The organism is Nonomuraea sp. JJY05, assembly GCF_043496855.1.
Taxonomy (GTDB): Bacteria; Actinomycetota; Actinomycetes; order Streptosporangiales; family Streptosporangiaceae; genus Nonomuraea.
This window is the reverse complement of the sequence record NZ_JBIEIS010000014.1, coordinates 25,906-44,874: the sequence shown is the minus strand read 5'-3', so window position 1 is coordinate 44,874 and position 18,969 is coordinate 25,906. Positions and strand designations below refer to the sequence as shown.

Below are 18,969 nucleotides of genomic sequence, written 5' to 3'. Positions count from 1 at the left end.
GATCGGCCGATCATCGTGGCGCGAGGGCTATTCTGTCGGGGTCTTGACCTAGAGTGCGGTGCATGACGTTGACCGAACCGGTGATCATCGGAGCTCTCTCCCCGTCCCGGGCAGGCGATTTCATGACATGTCCGCTGCTCTACCGCTTCCGGGTGATCGACCAGCTCCCCGAGAAGCCTTCGCCGGCGGCGGTGCGGGGCACGGTGGTGCACGCGGTCCTGGAGCGCCTTTACGACCTCCCGGCGCCGCGGCGCTCGGTCCAGGCGGCGCTGGAGCTCTTAGAGCCGCAGTGGCAGCGGCTGCTGGACGAGGACGCGCAGTACGCGCAGATGTTCGCCGACGAGACCGAGCAGGCCGAGTGGCTGGCCCAGGCGCGCGGCATGCTGGAGCGCTACTTCACGCTGGAGGACCCGACGCGGCTGGAGCCCGCCGAGCGCGAGCTCTACGTGGAGGCGGTCCTCGACGGGGGGCTGATGCTGCGCGGCTACGTCGACCGGCTCGACGTGGCGCCGACCGGCGAGGTCCGGGTGGTCGACTACAAGACGGGCAGCGCGCCGGGCCGCGACTTCGAGGCCAAGGCGCTGTTCCAGATGAAGTTCTACGCGCTGGTGCTGTGGCGGCTGCGCGGCCAGGTGCCTCGGCTGCTGCAGCTGGTCTACCTGGGCGGGCAGGGCGAGGTGCTGCGTTACGCCCCGGACGAGGCCGACCTGCTGGCCACCGAGCGCAAGGTGATGGCGCTGTGGACGGCGATCGAGCGGTCGCTGGAGTCCGGCGAGTGGCGTGCCCGCCGCAGCCGCCTGTGTGACTGGTGCGACCACCAGGCCCTGTGCCCGGAGTTCGGCGGCACCCCGCCGCCGGTCCCCGCCCGCCAACCGGGCGACACCACCCGCACCCACCGCCGCGCCGCCACCGACGAACTCTGACCCACCCGTCTCACCGTCACCCCACTCCCTTTCGTCTCAGGGTCACCGCCGCTCCCGTTTCACTGTCACCCCACCCCACCCCACGCCACGGACGTGCCGGGCCGCACACCGCGCGGTGCTCAGGCGTGCGCTGCGGCGGGTGGGGGCGGTCGCGCCCGCGGCGAGCACGCACGGCGCACGAGCCCGGCCGGTCGGCGCGTGCTCGGGCGGCGGTAAGGCCCGCGGGGGCCCGCCGGCGACTTGGCCGTCGCGAGCACGTCGGCTTGGCAAGGCGGTGCCGATGCTCTCGGCGACGGCATGCTCGGCACGGGCGCCACGCGGACGATGGCCCCATGCATGAGGTCGCGCCGTAATGGGCCGGCACGCGCGACGGCCCGGCCGCACGCGTGAGACCACGCCGCCACGGGCTTGCCGAGCGCCGGTACGGTGGCACGGCGCAACCCGCACGGCGGGTTGGGGCGGGTCGCGCCCTCGGCGAGCGCGCACGGCGCTCGGGCTCAGGCCAAGACCGCCGTAACGACGCGACGGCGGCAGGCAGGGAGCCGGCGCGCTCTCAGCGGGCGGGCACGCCCCGAGGGCCGGGCGACGGCGGGGTGCGTGGTTTGAGGTGTATGGGCGGTAATCCTCCCGAGGGAGGAGGTTACGGGCTTTCACCTGGGCCTACAGTGAAGCGGTGCGCATAGACCGGACCACGTTCCACGACACGGTGCTCGCCGGGGTGGTGGCCGCGGCGTCGGTGGCGATGTTCGTGCTCTACGGCCCCGAGCACCTGGAGGCGCAGGGCGTGGCGGTGGACGGCATGCGCGCCCCCGACCCGCTGGGCGGGGTTCTGGTGGTGCTGGCGTGCGTGCCCGTGGCGGCGCGCCGGCGGTGGCCGCTGGCGGCGATGTGCGCCGAGCTGGTGCCCGAGACGATGCTCACCGTGCTCGGCTACGGGACCGGGATCTCGGGGCTGGCCGGGCTGGTGCTGCTGTACTCGGTGGCCTCCTACCGCGGGCTGGCGATGGCGCTGGCGGGGCTGCTGATCTCGCTGGTGACGTACGTGCTGGGCGCCCTGGCGGGGCCGGTCAGGGCGACGAGCTGGAGCGAGCACGTCGTGGTGGCCGTGGTGCTGGTGGCGGTGTGGGGCGCGGGGCGGAGCCTGCGGTTGCGGCGGGCGTACCTGGACGAGCTCAAGGACCGGGCGGAGCGGCTGGAGCGGGCGCGCGCGGCCGACACGAGGGCGGCCCGCGCCGAGGAGCGCTCGAGGATCGCCCGCGAGCTGCACGACGTGGTGGCCCACCACGTCAGCGTGATGACCGTGCAGGCGGCCGCGGCGCGCAGGGTGCTGGCCTCCGATCCCGACCTGGCGCGCGAGGCGCTGTCGGCGATCGAGCACACGGGCCGGATGGCGATGACGGAGATGCGCAACATCGTCGGCGTCCTGCGTACCGACGCCCGCGCCGAGCTGGGCCCGCAGCCCGGCGTGCAGGATCTGCCCGCGCTGGTGGAGCAGATGCGCGAGGCCGGGCTGCCGACCCGGCTGATCGTGGAGGGCGAGCCGCGGCCGCTGCCCGCCGGGATCGACCTGGCCGCCTTCCGGCTGGCCCAGGAGGGGCTGACGAACAGCCTGCGGCACGCCGGGGCGGGGGCCGAGGCCGTGGTGACGGTCCGCCACGACCCCCGTGAGCTGGACGTACGGGTGGAGGACGACGGGCTGGGCGCGGCCGGGGTGTCCGCGCGGTCAGGGCATGGTTTGGTGGGCATTCGCGAACGGGTCGCACTCTATGGTGGAATCCTCAACATCGGTCCGCTACCGGGGGGCGGTTTCGAAGTGCGGGCGAGGTTCCCGTTGAAGGACGGCCAATGACGATCAGAGTGCTGCTGGTGGACGACCAGCCGCTGCTGCGTACGGGATTCCGCCTGATTCTGGAGGCCGAGTCCGACATCACGGTGGTGGGGCAGGCGGGCGACGGCAAGGACGCCATGGAGCAGACGCGGGCGCTGCTGCCCGACGTGGTGCTGATGGACATCCGCATGCCGGGCGTCGACGGCATCGAGGCGACCCGCAGGATCGTGCGGGAGGCGGCGCCGACGGCGCACGTGCCGAAGGTGCTGGTGCTGACGACGTTCGACCTGGACGAGTACATCGTGGAGGCGCTGCGCTCGGGCGCGTCGGGGTTCCTTCTGAAGGACGTGCCGCCGGACGAGCTGGTGCAGGCGATCCGGGTGGTGGCGGCCGGCGACGCGATCGTGGCGCCGAGCGTGACGCGGCGGCTGCTCGACCGGTTCTCCAAGCGGCTGCCGTCGGCGTACGAGCAGCCCGCTCCGGCGCGGCTGGACCGGCTGACGGAGCGGGAGCTGGAAGTGCTGCGGCTGATCGCCAAGGGCATGTCCAACGCGGAGATCGCGGCCAAGCTCGTGGTGAGCGAGACGACGGTCAAGACCCACGTCGGCAACGTGCTGACCAAGCTGGGGCTGCGCGACCGCGTGCAGGCCGTGGTGCTGGCCTACGAGACCGGATTGATCACCCCGGGCACCTACTCCTGAGACTGAGGGCGCACCCTCAGTCTCAGGATGGCTTCAGGACGCGGCCGCGGGGGCGGCCTCGGCGGCCGAGGCGGGGGCGTTCTCCGGGAAGTGGCAGGCGACGCGGTGGCCGCTGGCCAGCTCCTCCAGCGGCGGCTCGACCGTCTTGCAGATCTCCTGCGCCTTCCAGCAGCGGGTGTGGAAGCGGCAGGCGGGCGGCGGGTTGAGCGGGCTGGGCACGTCGCCGGTCAGCCGGATGCGCTCGCGCTCCTTGCGCGCCTTGGGGTCGGGCACGGGCACGGCCGACAGCAGGGCGTTGGTGTACGGGTGCATCGGCGCGCTGTAGAGCCGCTTGCGGTCGCCGATCTCCACGATCTTGCCCAGGTACATGACGGCGACCCGGTCGCTGATGTGCCGCACCACCGACAGGTCGTGGGCGATCACGACGTAGGTGAGGTCCAGCTCGTTCTGCAGGTCTTCGAGCAGGTTGACGACCTGGGCCTGGATGGAGACGTCGAGCGCGGAGACCGGCTCGTCGGCGATGATCAGCTTGGGCTTGAGCGCGAGGGTGCGGGCGATGCCGATGCGCTGACGCTGCCCGCCGGAGAACTCGTGCGGGTAGCGGTTGTAGTGCTCGGGGTTGAGCCCGACCAGGGCGAGGATGTCCTGGACTGCCCGCTTGATGCCGTGCTCGGTCTCGACGCCCTGGATGCGGAACGGCGCGCCGACGATGGTGCCGACCGTGTGGCGGGGGTTGAGCGACGAGTACGGGTCCTGGAAGATCATCTGCATGTCGCGGCGGAGCGGCCTCAGCTTGCCCTGCCCCATGTGCGTGATGTCCTCGCCCTCGAAGACCACCTTGCCGGCGGTGGGCTCGAGGAGCCGGGTGACCAGCCGGCCGGTGGTGGACTTGCCGCAGCCGGACTCCCCCACCAGGCCGAGCGTCTCGCCCTTGAACACGTCGAAGCTGATCCCGTCGACGGCCTTGACGGCGCCGACCTGCCGCTTGAGCAGGCCCTTCGTCACGGGGAAGTGCTTCTCCAGGCCCTGTACGGAAAGAAGCGGCTCGTTCTTGGGCTCGGTCACTGGGTCTCCAGCAGTGGCTTGATCTCGTTCTCCCACAGCTCCCGCCGCTCCGTCCGGTCCATGTGGCAGCGCACCAGGTGGCCGCCCTCGGTCTGGAGCAGGTCCGGGACCTCGGACTTGGCCTTGCCCGCGGTCCGCTCCGCGTACGGGCAGCGGGGGTGGAAGGCGCAGCCCGGCGGCACGTTGATCAGCGACGGCGGGGAGCCCTTGATCGGCAGCAGCCGTTCGGTGGGCTCCCGGTCGAGCCGGGGCATCGATCCCAGTAGACCCCATGTGTAGGGGTGCTCGGGACGGTAGAAGATGTCGTCGGTGCTGCCGTACTCGATGCACTTGCCCGCGTACATGACCAGGATGTCGTCGGACAGCTCGGCCACCACGCCCAGGTCGTGGGTGATGATGATCAGCGCGGAGTTGAACTCGCGCTGCAGGTCGACCATGAGGTCGAGGATCTGGGCCTGCACGGTCACGTCGAGCGCGGTGGTGGGCTCGTCGGCGATGAGCAGCTCGGGGTCACACGACAGCGCCATGGCGATCATGGCGCGCTGGCGCATGCCACCGGAGAACTCGTGCGGGTAGGAGTCGACGCGGCGCTGCGGCTCGGGGATGCCGACCCGGCCGAGCATGTCGACGGCGTGCTTCTTCGCCACGGCCTTGGTGACCTTGTGGTGGATGCGGTACGCCTCGATGATCTGGTCGCCGACCGTGTAGAAGGGGTGCATCGACGACAGCGGGTCCTGGAAGATCATCGACATCTTCTTGCCGCGCAGCCCGCGCACGTGCTCCTGGGAGGCGCCGACGAGCTCCTCGCCGTCGAGCCAGATCTCGCCGGAGACGTTGGCGCCCTTGCCCTTGTGCAGGCCGAGGATGCCGAGGCTGGTGACCGACTTGCCGGAGCCGGACTCGCCGACGATGCCGAGCGTCTTGCCGCGTTCGAGGTCGAACGTCAGCCCGTCGACGGACCTGACGAGGCCGTCGTCGGTCGGAAAGTGGATCTTGAGGTCTTTGACCTGCAGAAATGCGCTGCTGTGCTCGCTCACGCCAGCCTCACCCTCGGGTCCACGACCGCGTAGAGCAGGTCGACGATCAGGTTGGCCACGATGATGAAGGCCGCCGCCACCAGGGTGACTCCCATGACCTGGGGCAGGTCGTTGCGCTCGATGGCGTCCCTGGCGTACTTGCCGATGCCGGGCAGCGAGAACGTGCTCTCGGTCAGCACCGCGCCGCCGAGCAGCAGGCCCAGGTCCAGTCCGAACATGGTCAGCACCGGGGTGAGCGTGGCTCTCAGCCCGTGTTTGAGCACCACGGCCCGCTCGGGCAGGCCCTTGGCTCTGGCCGTGCGTATGTAGTCCTCGGACATGGTTTCCAGCATGCCCGCCCTGGTGAGCCGGGCGTAGCCGGCGGCGTACAGGAAGGCGAGCGTGATCCAGGGCAGCATCAGGTTGTTGGCCCAGGTGAGCGGGTCCTCGCTGAACGGCACCCAGTCGGCGAAGTCGCCGACGAGGCCGAGCTGGTCGCGGAAGATGGCCAACGACACGATGCCGGTGAAGAAGATCGGCAGTGACACGCCGGCCAGGGCGACGCCCATGGAGAGGCGGTCGAAGAAGCTGCCGCGCCGCAGCGCGGAGACCACGCCGGTGGACACGCCGAAGACGACCCACACCACGGCCGCGCCGAGCGCCAGCGACAGCGTGATCGGTATGCGGTCGAGCAGGTCGGGCAGGACCGGGTTCTGCGTGACGTACGAGTAGCCGAGGCAGGGCGCGGGGCACAGCTCGACGCCGGGACCGTAGTTGCGCTCCACGCCGACGAAGATGCCCTTGACGAACCGCCCGTACTGGACCAGGAGCGGGTCGTAGAACCCCAGCCGGATCGCCGTGTCGTGGATGACCTGCTCGTTGGCGGCCTTGCCGACGTAACGAGAGGCGAGGTCGTCAGCGGACATCCCAGCGAGCCGAGGCACGAGGAAGAAGATGGCGAACGTCGTGATGCTCACCACGAAGAGCAGCATGACGGCCGCTATCAACCGTCTGAGAATGTATGTGAACACTGATCTCGGCCATGGCGGCCGGGCCTCGTGAGCCCGGCCGCCGGAGCCTTCACCTGCTTTCGACGTACGTGTCCGGCGGGGTCGCCTGACCGATTACTGGGTGCTCAGCGTGAGGTACTCGTACATGCCCCAGTTCTGGCTGACGAAGACGTTCTTCAGCGTCGGCGGCCGGTAGAACAGGCCGTGCGCCCAGACGTAGGGCAGGATGAACGCCGAGTCCATGACCTGCTTGTCGACCTGGGCCCAGATGGCGTTGCGCTTGGCGGCGTCGGTCTCAGCGGCCGCCTGGTCGATGAGCTCGTCGATCTTCGGGTCCTTGACGCTGAGGTTGGTGTTACCGGCGTCGCGGATGACACGGCTGTCGACGATCTGCTGGAAGAAGCCGAAGCCCTCGGGGTAGTCGGCGCCCCAGCCGTAGACCATGAGGCCGAGGTTGTTCTTCTTGGCGAAGTCGGGCTTGCCGGCGTACAGCTTGAAGTAGTCGCCCTGCGGGTAACCCTTGATCTCCAGCTTGATGCCGACGCGGCCGAGCGACTGCTGCAGCGACTCGGCGGTCAGCTTCTCGGCGGCGCGCTCGTTGCGGTAGGAGATGGTGGTGCTGAAGCCGTTGGGCTGGCCACAGGCCGCCAGCTCCTCCTTGGCCTTGGCGACGTCGCCGGTCGGGTTGGCCTCGACGCCGTACGGGTCGATCTTCTGGTAACCGGTCATCTTCGACGGCATGAGGCTCAGCGCGATGTCACCACCGGCGTCGGGGCCGCCGTAGGCGCCCTGGAGCGCGGAGCGGTCGGCCGCGTACATCACGGCCTTGCGGCAGTGGATGTTGTCGAACGGCTTGACGTCACCGTTGATGTTGGTGAACCAGGTCCGGTCGATCGGGGCCGAGTCGGCGTACTGCTTGACCTTCGGGTCGGTCAGGACCGTCTTGCGGGCGTTGGCCGCCACGCCGGTGCTGTTGATCTTGACGTCGATCTTGCCGGACAGCAGCCGCTGGTCGAGGTCGTCCTCGTTCTGGCCGAGCAGCACCTCGACGGAGTCGTTGAGCTGCTTGCGGTTGGGGTCGGTGGCCGGGTCCCAGTTGGGGTTCTTCACGAGCTCGATGCGCTTGGTGAGCTCGTGCGACTTGAACATGTAGGGACCGGTCGAGACCGGGTGCTCCTTGTACTTCGAGCCGGTGTCCTTGGCCTCGGGCACGGGGGCCGTCTGCGGGAGCATGGCGAAGTAGTCGAAACCGCCGTACGCCTTCTTCAGGTGGAAGACGATGGTGGAGTCGTCGGGCGTCTCAACGGCCTTGAAGTCGTCGAGCTTGCCCTTCATCTTGTACGGGCCGGTGTAGCCCTGCACGTCGAGCCAGTCGTTGAAGTAGGTCGGGCCGCTGGGCAGGATGTCCTTGTCCAGCGAGCGGGCCACGGCGTACTTGACGTCCTTCGACGTCACCGGGGTGCCGTCCTCGAACTTGATGCCCTTGCGCAGCTTGTACGTCCACGTCTTGCCGCCGTCGCTGGGCTTGCCCAGGTCCTCGGCCAGGTCGCCGACGAGCTGCAGGCCCTCCTCGCCCGGCACCGGCTTGAACATGGTCAGCGCGCGGGTGTAAAGGCGGGAGAAGTTCCACGCGTAGCCGTAGTACTGGTCACCCGGGTCGACGGAGTCGAAGTCGCCCGGCATGCCCATGTGCAGGGTGCCGCCGGTCTTCTCCGACGGGTTGACGACCTGCGTGACACCCGCGTTGTACTGGCTCGCGGGCTTGTCGTCACTGCCGGGGCCACTGGTGCTCTTGGCACCGCCACCGCCGCCACACGCCGATACGACCACGGCGAGAGCGGCGGTCATCGCCACTGCCGACGCCTTTGATCTTGTCTTCATCGACCTGACACACCCCTTGTATCTAGGAGTTGAGAACTTGCAGAAAACTCACGAGGGCTATCGGGCCTTGGGGTCGAAGGCGTCCCTGAGGCCGTCACCGAGCAGGTTGAACGCCAGCACGGTGATGAAGATCGCGAGACCGGGGAAGATCATGAAGTTGGGCGCCACCTGGTAGTTGTGGACGGCGTCCGACAGCATGCCTCCCCACGTGGGAGTCGGCGGCCGCACGCCCACGCCGAGGAACGACAGCGCGGCCTCGAACAGGATGTTCGAGGGGATCAGCAGCGTCGAGTAGACGAGGATCGGCGCCAGGAGGTTGGGCAGGACCTCCTTGAACAGGATGGTGTGGTTGCGCGCGCCCAGGCTCCTGGACGCGTCGACGAACTCCCGTTCGCGGAGGGACAGCGTCTGACCCCGGATGATGCGTCCGATGTAGGGCCAGTTGAAGAACCCGATGATGAACACCAGCAGGCTGATCCTCAGCGTGTCGCCCGACAGGCCGAACGCCTTGTCGGGGATGACGCCGGCCAGCGCCAGCGCGAACACCAGCAGCGGGAAGGCCAGGAAGATGTCCATGAGGCGGCTGATGACGGTGTCGACCCAGCCGCCGAAGAAGCCGGCGATCATCCCGAGGACGGTGCCGAGCACCACGCAGAGCAGGGTCGCGAAGAACGCGATCAGCAGCGAGATGCGGGCCCCGTACAGGACGCGGCTGAACAGGTCGCGGCCCGAGTCGGGCTCCACGCCGAACAGGAAGTCACTGCTGATGCCACCGAAGGAGCCCAGCGGCGCCCCGATGGAGGGATCGAGCTTCTCCCGGTGCCACTCACCCGGCGGGTGCCCGAACCACGACACCAGCAGCGGCGCGAAGACGGCGACCAGGATGAGCAGCAGGATGACGATCCCACCGATCATCGCGACGCGGTCGCGCTTGAGGCGCATCCATGCGATCTGCCCCAGGGAACGTCCCCTGATGACCGAGGTCTCCGCTCCCTCAAGAACGGTCTCCGGCCCTGCTTCGATGGCCGATTCCGGAACATCGAGCGGTGCGGTCATGCCAGTAGCCCCCTGGATTCCAGACGACATCGTCCGTGTCGGCGCGGTCCCGGTCAGGGTAGTGCGCCCATGCGTGCGAGGTCCGCGCGTCGCGGCCCCAGGAGGCAGAATCTATGGCCTGAGCTGGTGTGACTAGTCCCTCTGTGCTCTATGTGGCTCAACTGTGATTGACCAGAAACTCATTCGTATCGATCTTGAGGAGAATGTCTACGAGTCGTCCCGGTTGCGTCTCGGAACTGTGACACAGCCGATTTCGCCCGTGGATTCAGCTGATGCCACGCTTTTTGAGCAGCGCCTCGATATCGGAGAAGTCGTCCTCGGCCTTGGGAGATTGCTTCGGGGCGACGGCGGGCTGCTGTGGTTTGGGGGCGGTTTTGTTCGCTGAGGGCTTAACCTCGGGGGCTTCCGCAGGGGTCTTCTTCCTGAAGCTCGCCAGTTTCCGGCCGCGCATGACGCCCGAGGCGACAAAGAGCACCACCGACAGCCCCGCCACGGCGACACCTGCCCAGACGAAGGGGTTGAACACCAGGCCGGTGACGAACCCCACGATGGTCGTGCCCACGGTCCACAACATCTGCAGCGCACCCGTCAGATAGGCCGCCGCCGGCAGCAGCGCCCATGCCGCGACCCGCATGCCCGAGGCGGCTCCCCTGCGCCTGAAGGCCAGGAAACTGAGCACCAGGCCCAGCAGGGTCAGTCCGGCGCACAGCGGCAGCCAAACGGTCGGATTGAGCATCACGCCACCCCTCGTATCGACTACGTCTCCATCCTGGCACGCGAAATGCCACCCGCCCCTCCTCCGCAAGAACCACTTGCCCCTTAGGGGTCAGGGCCTCTCCCCGGGCCGACGGTCGCGAGGGTGATCGCCATGGTCAGGAACGTGCCGGGGCACGGAGACCGGAGCGTGAAGAGGGGACGGGGGTCACAGCGTGATGAGGGCGCGGAAACCAGAGCGCGATGAGGGCTCAGGCGTCACAACCTGATGAGGGCGCGGAGACCATGGCGCGATGAGGGCTCAGACGTCACAACGGGACGAGGACGCCGAGACCAGAGCGCGATGAGGGCTCAGACGTCACAACGGGACGAGGACGCCGAGACCAGAGCGCGATGAGGGCTCAGACGTCACAACGTGATGAGGGCGCGGAGGTCGGCGACGGTGACGTGCTCCAGGGACGAGACCACCAGTCGGCCGGGGGCGGGGTCGATGGGCAGCAGGCTCGGGACGGCCACCACCGCGCAGCCCGCCGCCGTCGCGGCCGCCACGCCGTTGGGAGAGTCCTCCAGCACCACGCACCGCACCGGCTCCACCCCGAGCAGCCGCGCAGCCGTCAGGTACGGCTCAGGGTCAGGCTTGGTACGCGTGACGTCGTCCGCCGTGACCACGACGTCGAACCGATCACGCCCCACGCTCTTGAGCACCGCCTCCGCGATCTCCTTCAGAGACGAGGTGACCAGCCCCACGGGCACCCCCTCGTCCCGCAGCGCCCCCAGCAGCTCCAAGGCGCCCGGCATGACGTGGACGCCCGCCGACAGCCGCCGCACCATCCCACCGGTCATCCACTCCCGCACCATCTCCGCGGGCACGTCGGCCCCGGACACGGCCAGCATGTAGTCGACCGTACGCTCCATGGACCCGCCCACCAGGTGGACCTGGTGCTCGGGCGTCCACTGGGCGCCGAGCCTGGCCATCACGTCGGTCTCGATCTCCAGCCAGACCCGCTCGCTGTCGACCAGCAGCCCGTCCATGTCGAAGAAGACCGCTTCCATGCATCCCCCGATCGTTAGTGTTTGCCCGCCATTGTCCTGCCCCGCCCGGTACGCCGACAGGCCGCCCCCAGCACCGGCCCGTCCACCCACCCGAACCGCCCCGGCCCGCCAGCCCCTGCGGCACCGGCCCGTCCACCGTCGACCTTGCTGAATCGGCCCATCCACCGGCCGAGCCGCCACGGTCAGGTGGCCTGTCCTGCCTCCCCTCCGGTGGGTGGCGGGTCGCTGCGGGCCGGACGCCGGTCGTCCGTCCGCTGAGCGGCGGGGTCGCTCGGGAACGGGCGCTGGTCGTCCGTAGGGTGGGCGGCGGGCCGCCGGGACCGGACGCTGGCCGTCCGGACGCTGAGCAGCGGGCCGGACGCCGGCCGTACGTCCGGTGGGCGGCGGGTCGCTAGGGACCGGGCGTTGGTCGTACGTCCGGTAGGCGGTGTACGGCCGGTCCGTTCGCTGGGTGGTGCATGGCGAACCGCCTCTGGCGTCCCTCCCCCGCCGTCAGGGCGCGCCGGTGGGACGGCGGGTGGGGGAGCCGGCCGTACGCCCGCCGGCCGGTGAAGGGCCGAGCGGGCGGGTGCGGGTCAGACGTTGAAGTATTTGGCCTCGGGGTGGTGGGCGACCAGGGCCGAGGTGGCCTGCTCCGGGTGGAGCTGGAACTCCTCCGACAGCGACACCCCGATGCGCTCGGGGTTGAGCAGCTCGAACAGCTGCTTCTGGTCCTCCAGGTTGGGGCAGGCCGGGTAGCCGAAGGAGTAGCGGCAGCCCTGGATGTTGACCTTGAGCATGTCGTCGAGCGACTCCTCGCCGCCGATCGCCCACTCCGAGCGCACCCTGGCGTGCCAGTATTCGGCCAGCGCCTCGGTGAGCTGCACCGACAGGCCGTGGAGCTCGAGGTAGTCGCGGTAGGCGTCCTTGGCGAACAGCTCGGCCGTGGCCTCGGAGATCTTGGAGCCCATGGTGGCCACCTGGAAACCGACGACGTCCACCTCGCCGGAGTCTTTGGCCCGGAAGAAGTCGGACAGGCACAGGTGGCGGTCGCGGCGCTGGCGCGGGAATGTGAAGCGGGTGCGCTCGCTGCCGTCGTCGTCGAGGATGATCAGCGAGTCGCCGTCGGAGACGCACGGGAAGTGGCCGTAGACGACGGCCGCCTCCAGCAGGCCCTCGGTCTGGATGCGGTCGAGCCACATGCGCAGCCGCGGCCGCCCTTCGAGCTCGACCAGCTCGTCGTAGTCGGGCCCCGAGCCGCCCCTGGTGGGCTTGAGCCCCCACTGGCCGAGGAACAGGGCGCGCTCGTCGAGGAAGGCGGCATATTCGGTCAGGGAGATGCCCTTGACCACGCGGTCGCCGTAGAAGGGCACCGCGGGGATGGGGTTGTCGGCGGCCACGTCGGAGCGGGCGGGCAGCTCCTCGACGGGCGTGCGCTGGAGCACCGCGCCGGTCTTGACGCGCCGCTCGCGCAGCGGCGGCAGCGTCGCGCCGGCGACGCCACGCTTGACGGCCATGAACGAGTCCATCAGCCGCAGCCCCTCGAACGCGTCGCGCGCGTAGCGCACCTCGCCCTCGAACAGCTCGGCCAGGTCCTGCTCGACGTAGGCGCGGGTCAGGGCGGCGCCGCCGAGCAGGACGGGGTATCTCTCGGACAGGCCCCTGGAGTTCATCTCCTCCAGGTTTTCCTTCATGATGACCGTCGACTTCACCAGCAGCCCCGACATGCCGATGACGTCGGCCTTCTGCTCGTCGGCGGCCTCGAGGATGGCCGAGACCGGCTGCTTGATGCCGAGGTTGACGACCTGGTAGCCGTTGTTGGACAGGATGATGTCGACGAGGTTCTTGCCGATGTCGTGCACGTCGCCCTTGACGGTGGCCAGCACGATGCGGCCCTTCGACTCGCCCTCGACCCGGTCCATGTGGGGCTCGAGGTAGGCGACGGCGGCCTTCATGACCTCGGCCGACTGCAGCACGAACGGCAGCTGCATCTGCCCGGAGCCGAACAGCTCGCCGACCGTCTTCATGCCGTCGAGCAGCACGTCGTTGATGATCTCGAGGGCGGGACGCTGGTCGAGGGCGGTGTCGAGGTCGGCCTCCAGGCCCTTGCGCTCGCCGTCGATGATGCGCCGCTTGAGCCGCTCCCACAGCGGCAGCGCGGCCAGCTCCTCGGCCTTGCCGGCGCGCAGGGCGGCCGCGTCGACGCCCTCGAACAGCTCCATGAACCGCTGCAGCGGGTCGTAGCCCTCGCGGCGGCGGTCGTAGACCATGTCGAGCGCGACCTGGCGCTGCTCGTCGGGGATGCGGGCCATCGGCAGGATCTTGGAGGCGTGCACGATGGCGGAGTCGAGCCCGGCGTTGACGCACTCGTTGAGGAACACCGAGTTGAGCACCATGCGGGCGGCCGGGTTGAGGCCGAAGCTGATGTTGGACAGGCCCAGCGTGGTCTGCACGCCCGGGTAGCGGCGCTTGAGCTCGCGGATGGCCTCGATGGTCTCCAGGCCGTCGCGCCTGGTCTCCTCCTGGCCGGTGGCGATGGGGAAGGTCAGGCAGTCGACGATGATGTCCTCGACCCGCATGCCCCAGTTGGCGGTCAGGTCCTCGACGAGGCGGCTGGCCACGCGCACCTTCCACTCGGCGGTGCGGGCCTGGCCCTCCTCGTCGATGGTGAGCGCGACGACGGCCGAGCCGTGCTCGCGTACGAGGCGCATGATCTTCTGGAAGCGGGAGTCGGGGCCGTCGCCGTCCTCGTAGTTGACGGAGTTGACCGCGGCGCGCCCGCCGAGCATCTCGAGACCGGCCTGCAGCACCGCGGGCTCGGTCGAGTCGAGCATGATCGGCAGCGTGGACGCGGTGGCGAACCGGAACGCCAGCTCCTTCATGTCGGCCACGCCGTCGCGGCCGACGTAGTCGACGCACAGGTCGAGCATGTGGGCGCCGTCGCGGGCCTGGTCGCGGGCCGTCTCGACGCAGTCGTCCCAGTGGCCCGCCAGCATGGCCTCGCGGAAGGCCTTGGAGCCGTTGGTGTTGCAGCGCTCGCCGATGGCCAGGTAGGAGGTGTCCTGGCGGAACGGGACCGTCTGGTAGAGCGAGGACGCGCCCGGCTCGGGGTGCGGCCGGCGCGGCGCGACCTGCTTGCCGCGGACGCGCTCGACGACCTGGCGCAGGTGCTCGGGCGTGGTGCCGCAGCAGCCGCCGACCAGCGACAGGCCGTAGTCGCGGGTGAAGGTGCCGTGCGCGTCGGCCAGCTCCGGCGCGCTCAGCGGATAGTACGCGCCGTCGGCCGTCAGCACCGGCAGGCCGGCGTTGGGCATGCAGGAGAGCTTGAGCCGCGAGTGGCGGGCGAGATAGCGCAGGTGCTCGCTCATCTCGGCGGGGCCGGTCGCGCAGTTGAGGCCCACGACGTCGACGCCGAGCGGCTCGATCGCGGTCAGCGCGGCGCCGATCTCGGAGCCGAGCAGCATCGCGCCGTTGGTCTCGATGGTCACCTGCGCGATGATCGGGATGTCGCGGCCGGAGTCTTCGATGGCCCGCTTGGCGCCGATGACGGCGGCCTTGACCTGGAGCAGGTCCTGGCAGGTCTCGATGATCAGCGCGTCGGCGCCGCCCGCGATCAGGCCCGCGGCGTTGTCGCGGTAGGCGTCGCGCAGGACGGCGTAGGGCAGGTGGCCGAGCGTCGGGAGCTTGGTGCCGGGGCCCATGGAGCCGAGCACGAAGCGCGGCTGCTCGGGCGTGGACCAGTGGTCGGCGGCCTCGCGGGCGATCCTGGCCCCCGCCTCGGAGTATTCGAAGACGCGGTCGGAGATGTCGTATTCGCCGAGGGCGGCGAGGTTGGCGCCGAACGTGTTGGTCTCGACGCAGTCGACGCCGACGGCGAAGTAGGCGTCGTGGACGCCGCGCACGATGTCGGGCCTGGTGACGTTGAGCACCTCGTTGCAGCCCTCGTGACCGTGGAAGTCGTCGAGCGTCGGGTCCTGGGCCTGGAGCATCGTGCCCATCGCCCCGTCGGCCACGATGACGCGCTGGGACAACACTTCTCGGAAGGACGGGGAGATGCTCATGGGGTAGAGCTTATCGGGTGCGCCTCGAGCCCTACTCGCAAGCGGCCCGTACGCCCGTTCGCTTTGGGCGCCAAATCGGGGCCTCCAGGGGCTGGAGCCTCCGGTCTGCGGGACCCGGGCGAGCCTGGGGTGAGGGCCGGGCGCTATCGTACCGACTGTCAATTGAACGCCGCGTCCAATTGGGGGTCTCCGTGACCTACCGCACCGTGCTCGTCGGCACCGACGGCTCGTCCTCCTCCTTCCGCGCCGTCTCCGCGGCGGCGTCCCTGGCCGCGGCGACCGGCGCCACCCTGGTCCTGGCCTGCGCGTACCTGCCGATGCGGGAGAGCGAGCGCGCCGCGGCCGCCGACCGGCTGGGCGACCTCGCGTACAAGGTGAGCGGCTCCACCCCCGCCGACGACGCCCTGCGGGCGGCGCGCGGGCACGCCGTGGCGGCCGGGGCCTCCGACGTGGTCCTGGCCGCCGAGCAGGGGGACGCCGTGGACGTGCTCGTCTCGCTGGCCGCCCGGCACCGCGCCGACCTGCTCGTGGTGGGCAATCGCGGGCTCAACAGCCTGGCCGGGCGGCTGCTCGGCTCGGTACCGTCCGCGGTCTCCCATCGCGCCGCCTGCGACGTCCTGATCGTCCACACGACCGACGGCCGCTGACCGGCCCCTTCCGCTTCCTCCCCTTTACGCGCACGCGCGCGCGAGGCGCTGGGCCGGCGTTACCGGCTTCCTCCTGGGCACCTGCACGCGAGGGGCTGGGCCGCCGTTACCGGCTTGCCAGGCACGTGCCGCGTGGCGCAGGGGGCGTGCGGCGCGGTTCCAGGGTCGCCGGCAGCGCGGCGCACGTCCCCGATTGACGCAGGTGGCACGGTTCGCGGCCACCGGGGACGCGGAGCGCGTAGATCACGTATGCGCCGTAGCGGTAGATAGGTGGCCACAGGGGGCATATCTGGCGCATAGAACGGCACATTGCACACAAGGCGCACCAACCGCACCGGACGCAAGCCTCACAAAGGGCGCATCCGGCTCAGAGCGCGCGCATGGCACCGAGGGTGCGGAGTGCGGAGGCGAAGGGAATGCGGAGGCGCTTGAGGGCGGGAGGCAACGGAGGGCGCAGGCGCTGGAGGTACTGCGGGCGCGATGGAACGCATCGGCAAGAGATGAGGATGCACAGGGCGCAGGAGGCAGGCACGGAGCGTGGAGATGGGGATGCGCACGGTGTGGGAATGCGAGAGGCGGGCGGGTGTGGGAGTGCTGGAGGGGTTGCGGGGGCTGGAGGCGGGATAAGGGTGCAGGAGGTATGGGTGACGAGGCGGTGCAGGGGTTTGCGGCGGGTGGGGTGGCGGGCTGGGATGGGCGATGGGGAGGCGCGGTGAGGTTCCCTGAGGGGACGGGGATGGCGCGTTCGGGCTTGAGAGGCGGGTCGCGCGTTCGCGGGGAGATCGGTGACGCCGAGCACTCCCGACCGCATAGGCTTAGCGAGACGATGGAGAGAGGAGGCGACACGTGATAGAGCTCGAAAGGCTCCCCGAGCTCGTAGACCCGGTGCTCATCGCCGCGTTCGAGGGGTGGAACGACGCGGGCGAGGCCTCCAGCGGTGTGATCGCCCATCTCGAGTCCGCCTGGAAGGCCGAGCCGCTGATCGCGCTCGACCCGGACGACTACTACGACTTCCAGGTCACCCGCCCCGTCGTGGAGATGGGCGAGGGGCTGACGCGTTCGATCGTGTGGCCGACGACGCGACTGCTGCGCGCCCGCCCGCCGGGCGTGGAGCGCGATGTCGTGCTGCTGCGCGGCATCGAGCCCAACATGCGCTGGCGCTCCTTCTGCGCCGACATCATCGAGATCTGCCGCGAGCTGGGCATCGAGCTGGCCGTGATGCTGGGCGCGCTGCTCAACGACTCGCCGCACACCCGGCCCGTGCCCATTCTGGGGGGCGCGACGGACGAGGCGCTGGCCCGTTCGACCAACCTGGAGCTGAGCCGCTACGAAGGCCCGACCGGGATCGTCGGGGTGCTGCAGCACGCGTTCGGCGAGGCGGGGCTGGACGCCATCTCGCTGTGGGCGTCGGTGCCGCACTACGTCGCCCAGCCGCCCAACCCGAAGGCGACGCTCGCGCTGCTGCGCCGCCTGGAGGACGTGCTGGAGATCCCCATGCCCCTGGGCGACCTCGACGAGGAGGCCCGCGCGTGGGAGCGCGGCGTCGACGAGCTGGCCTCGCAGGACAGCGAGGTGGCCGAGTACGTCAAGGAGCTGGAGGAGCGCAAGGACGCCGCCGAGTTGCCCGAGGCCAGCGGCGACGCGATCGCGGCCGAGTTCGAGCGCTACCTGCGCCGCCGGGACCGGGATACTGACAGCTAATCCTCAGGGATAAAAACCGCGAAATTTTCGGGATTTCGAGTAATAATCGGGGCCGTACAAGATTGCACCAAGTCAGGGCTCCAGATTCAAACCGGATAAATCCAGAAAAATCCCCTCGGCTTCGCGCCGTGATGCCTACTCAACTAACCGCGCACGTTAGGCACGCCATGGCGACTTCCCATGTTGACCCGCACCAGAGAAGTCAGGACACCAGGCGCCGCATCCTCGAGATGGCCGTCTCCCTCCGGGAGGACCGCACCGGCGGCTCCGTGGACCACTTCCTCGCGCTCCTGCAGGACCGCCTTCCGCTCTGGCTGAGCATTCTTCACGATCTCTCCTATCGCATCGGAAAAGGGTGCGTAGCGGACAACCTTCTCCCCGTTGCCCGAGCGGGCATTGATTACTACATCGACGTACAGAGCGCGGCACTTCCCGCATTCACCTCGCCCACCGTGACGGTCCGCTTCCGCGAGGCCGTCCGCGACACGGGGCTCGGGCCGCGCACCGAAGTCGCGCCGCTGGCCGCGTACCTGGCGGCGGAGCAGCGCCTCGGCCGGATCGGGCCCGAGGTGGACCCGGAGGCCAGCGCGCGACTGCTGATCGCGGGCTGCTTCCACCGGGCCTACCTCGAGATGTTCGTCGGCGCCGACGCCGGCCCGACACTGGAGGACAGCGCTCGCGAGATCGTCCGCGAGCTGCGCCTCGATCCCGTCCCCGCCTGACAGCGACAGCACCTCGGCCCCGCCCGCGGCGATCCCGCGGGCGGGGCCGAGGCGTTCGCGCGCACAGACGCTTGTCGCCGCCACCGCGGGCGTGAGCGCCGCCCTGGTCATCCACCACTTCGGCAGCAAGGAGAAGCTGCGGGGCGTCTGCGACGACCATGTGCTCGGGGTGCTGGTACGGCGGGCGCACGAGGCCGGCACGCCCGGCCTGCTGGGCGAGTTCATGGCGAACCCGGAGGAGTACCAGCTCCAGGTGCGCTACATGGTCCGGGCGATCGAGGAGGACACCCCCGCCGCGGGCAGGTTCGTCGACACGCTGGTGGCCGAGTCGGAGACGATCCTGCGGGCCGGGATCGCCGAGGGTTCGGTGCGGCCGTCCTCGGACGTTCGGGCGCTGGCCGTGTTCACCGTGCTGACCGGCCTCGCCACGCTGACCATGGCGCCGCCCCTGACGCGCGCGCTCGGGCACGACCGCTTCGGCCCCGAGGTCCTGCGCCGGATGACGCTGCCCACGCTGGAGCTCTTCACCCACGGCCTGTACGCGGACGACGCGCCGCTGAAGGCGGCCCGGACCGCCTGGGAGGCCGCTCGAGAGAACAGGGATGGATGACC

15 protein-coding genes are annotated in these 18,969 nt (G+C 69.8%); 7 read left to right on the top strand and 8 right to left on the bottom strand.

The window, feature by feature from the left end:
- The first annotated feature begins 62 nt into the window (after positions 1 to 62).
- The 3 genes from ACFKCF_RS23115 to ACFKCF_RS23105 all read left to right on the top strand — a co-directional run bounded on the left by ACFKCF_RS23115 (position 63) and on the right by ACFKCF_RS23105 (position 3,452).
- Positions 63 to 923 carry a RecB family exonuclease gene (locus ACFKCF_RS23115; RefSeq protein ID WP_394496537.1) on the top strand — a complete coding sequence of 287 codons (861 nt, stop codon included), beginning with the start codon at positions 63 to 65 and terminating at the stop codon, positions 921 to 923.
- 673 nt (positions 924 to 1,596) lie between these two features.
- Positions 1,597 to 2,772, top strand: coding sequence for a sensor histidine kinase (locus ACFKCF_RS23110; protein ID WP_394496535.1), 1,176 nt, complete (start codon positions 1,597 to 1,599; stop codon positions 2,770 to 2,772).
- On the top strand, positions 2,769 to 3,452 hold the full coding sequence (locus ACFKCF_RS23105) for a response regulator transcription factor (protein WP_192785575.1): 684 nt from the start codon (positions 2,769 to 2,771) through the stop codon (positions 3,450 to 3,452). The genes ACFKCF_RS23110 and ACFKCF_RS23105 overlap by 4 nt, the downstream gene beginning before the upstream one ends.
- Before the next feature lie 33 nt (positions 3,453 to 3,485).
- Here ACFKCF_RS23105 and ACFKCF_RS23100 read toward each other — a convergent pair whose 3' ends face one another.
- From ACFKCF_RS23100 to metH, 8 genes are all read right to left on the bottom strand, one after another.
- Positions 3,486 to 4,517, bottom strand: a complete 1,032-nt coding sequence (locus ACFKCF_RS23100; RefSeq protein WP_394496534.1) for an ABC transporter ATP-binding protein — start codon at positions 4,515 to 4,517, stop codon at positions 3,486 to 3,488.
- Positions 4,514 to 5,554 carry an ABC transporter ATP-binding protein gene (locus ACFKCF_RS23095; RefSeq protein ID WP_394496532.1) on the bottom strand — a complete coding sequence of 347 codons (1,041 nt, stop codon included), beginning with the start codon at positions 5,552 to 5,554 and terminating at the stop codon, positions 4,514 to 4,516. The genes ACFKCF_RS23100 and ACFKCF_RS23095 overlap by 4 nt, the downstream gene beginning before the upstream one ends.
- Positions 5,551 to 6,564: an ABC transporter permease gene (locus tag ACFKCF_RS23090; RefSeq protein WP_394496530.1), complete on the bottom strand. Its 1,014-nt coding sequence runs from the start codon at positions 6,562 to 6,564 to the stop codon at positions 5,551 to 5,553. The genes ACFKCF_RS23095 and ACFKCF_RS23090 overlap by 4 nt, the downstream gene beginning before the upstream one ends.
- 93 nt (positions 6,565 to 6,657) lie before the next feature.
- Positions 6,658 to 8,424, bottom strand: coding sequence for an ABC transporter substrate-binding protein (locus ACFKCF_RS23085; protein ID WP_394496528.1), 1,767 nt, complete (start codon positions 8,422 to 8,424; stop codon positions 6,658 to 6,660).
- Positions 8,425 to 8,481: 57 nt separating this feature from the next.
- Positions 8,482 to 9,480, bottom strand: a complete 999-nt coding sequence (locus ACFKCF_RS23080) for an ABC transporter permease (protein ID WP_394496526.1) — start codon at positions 9,478 to 9,480, stop codon at positions 8,482 to 8,484.
- 265 nt (positions 9,481 to 9,745) lie between these two features.
- Positions 9,746 to 10,216, bottom strand: a complete 471-nt coding sequence (locus ACFKCF_RS23075) for a cellulose synthase (RefSeq protein WP_394496524.1) — start codon at positions 10,214 to 10,216, stop codon at positions 9,746 to 9,748.
- 386 nt (positions 10,217 to 10,602) lie between these two features.
- Positions 10,603 to 11,247 (bottom strand): HAD family hydrolase, encoded by a 645-nt coding sequence (locus ACFKCF_RS23070; RefSeq protein ID WP_394496522.1) that lies wholly within the window; start codon positions 11,245 to 11,247, stop codon positions 10,603 to 10,605.
- Between the two features lie 575 nt (positions 11,248 to 11,822).
- Positions 11,823 to 15,287 carry a methionine synthase gene (metH, locus tag ACFKCF_RS23065; RefSeq protein ID WP_394496520.1) on the bottom strand — a complete coding sequence of 1,155 codons (3,465 nt, stop codon included), beginning with the start codon at positions 15,285 to 15,287 and terminating at the stop codon, positions 11,823 to 11,825.
- Between the two features lie 191 nt (positions 15,288 to 15,478).
- Here metH and ACFKCF_RS23060 point away from each other — a divergent pair, with 191 nt between their 5' ends.
- The 4 genes from ACFKCF_RS23060 (at position 15,479) to ACFKCF_RS23045 (ending at position 18,967) form a co-directional block, all read left to right on the top strand.
- On the top strand, positions 15,479 to 15,934 hold the full coding sequence (locus ACFKCF_RS23060) for a universal stress protein (protein WP_394496518.1): 456 nt from the start codon (positions 15,479 to 15,481) through the stop codon (positions 15,932 to 15,934).
- Positions 15,935 to 16,780: 846 nt separating this feature from the next.
- Positions 16,781 to 17,635 (top strand): PAC2 family protein, encoded by an 855-nt coding sequence (locus tag ACFKCF_RS23055; protein WP_394496516.1) that lies wholly within the window; start codon positions 16,781 to 16,783, stop codon positions 17,633 to 17,635.
- Positions 17,636 to 17,865: 230 nt separating this feature from the next.
- Entirely contained in the window at positions 17,866 to 18,357 is a 492-nt protein-coding gene (locus ACFKCF_RS23050) for a hypothetical protein (protein ID WP_394496514.1), read from the top strand.
- A 91-nt stretch (positions 18,358 to 18,448) separates the two neighbouring features.
- Positions 18,449 to 18,967 carry a hypothetical protein gene (locus ACFKCF_RS23045; RefSeq protein WP_394496512.1) on the top strand — a complete coding sequence of 173 codons (519 nt, stop codon included), beginning with the start codon at positions 18,449 to 18,451 and terminating at the stop codon, positions 18,965 to 18,967.
- The last annotated feature ends 2 nt before the right edge of the window (positions 18,968 to 18,969 follow it).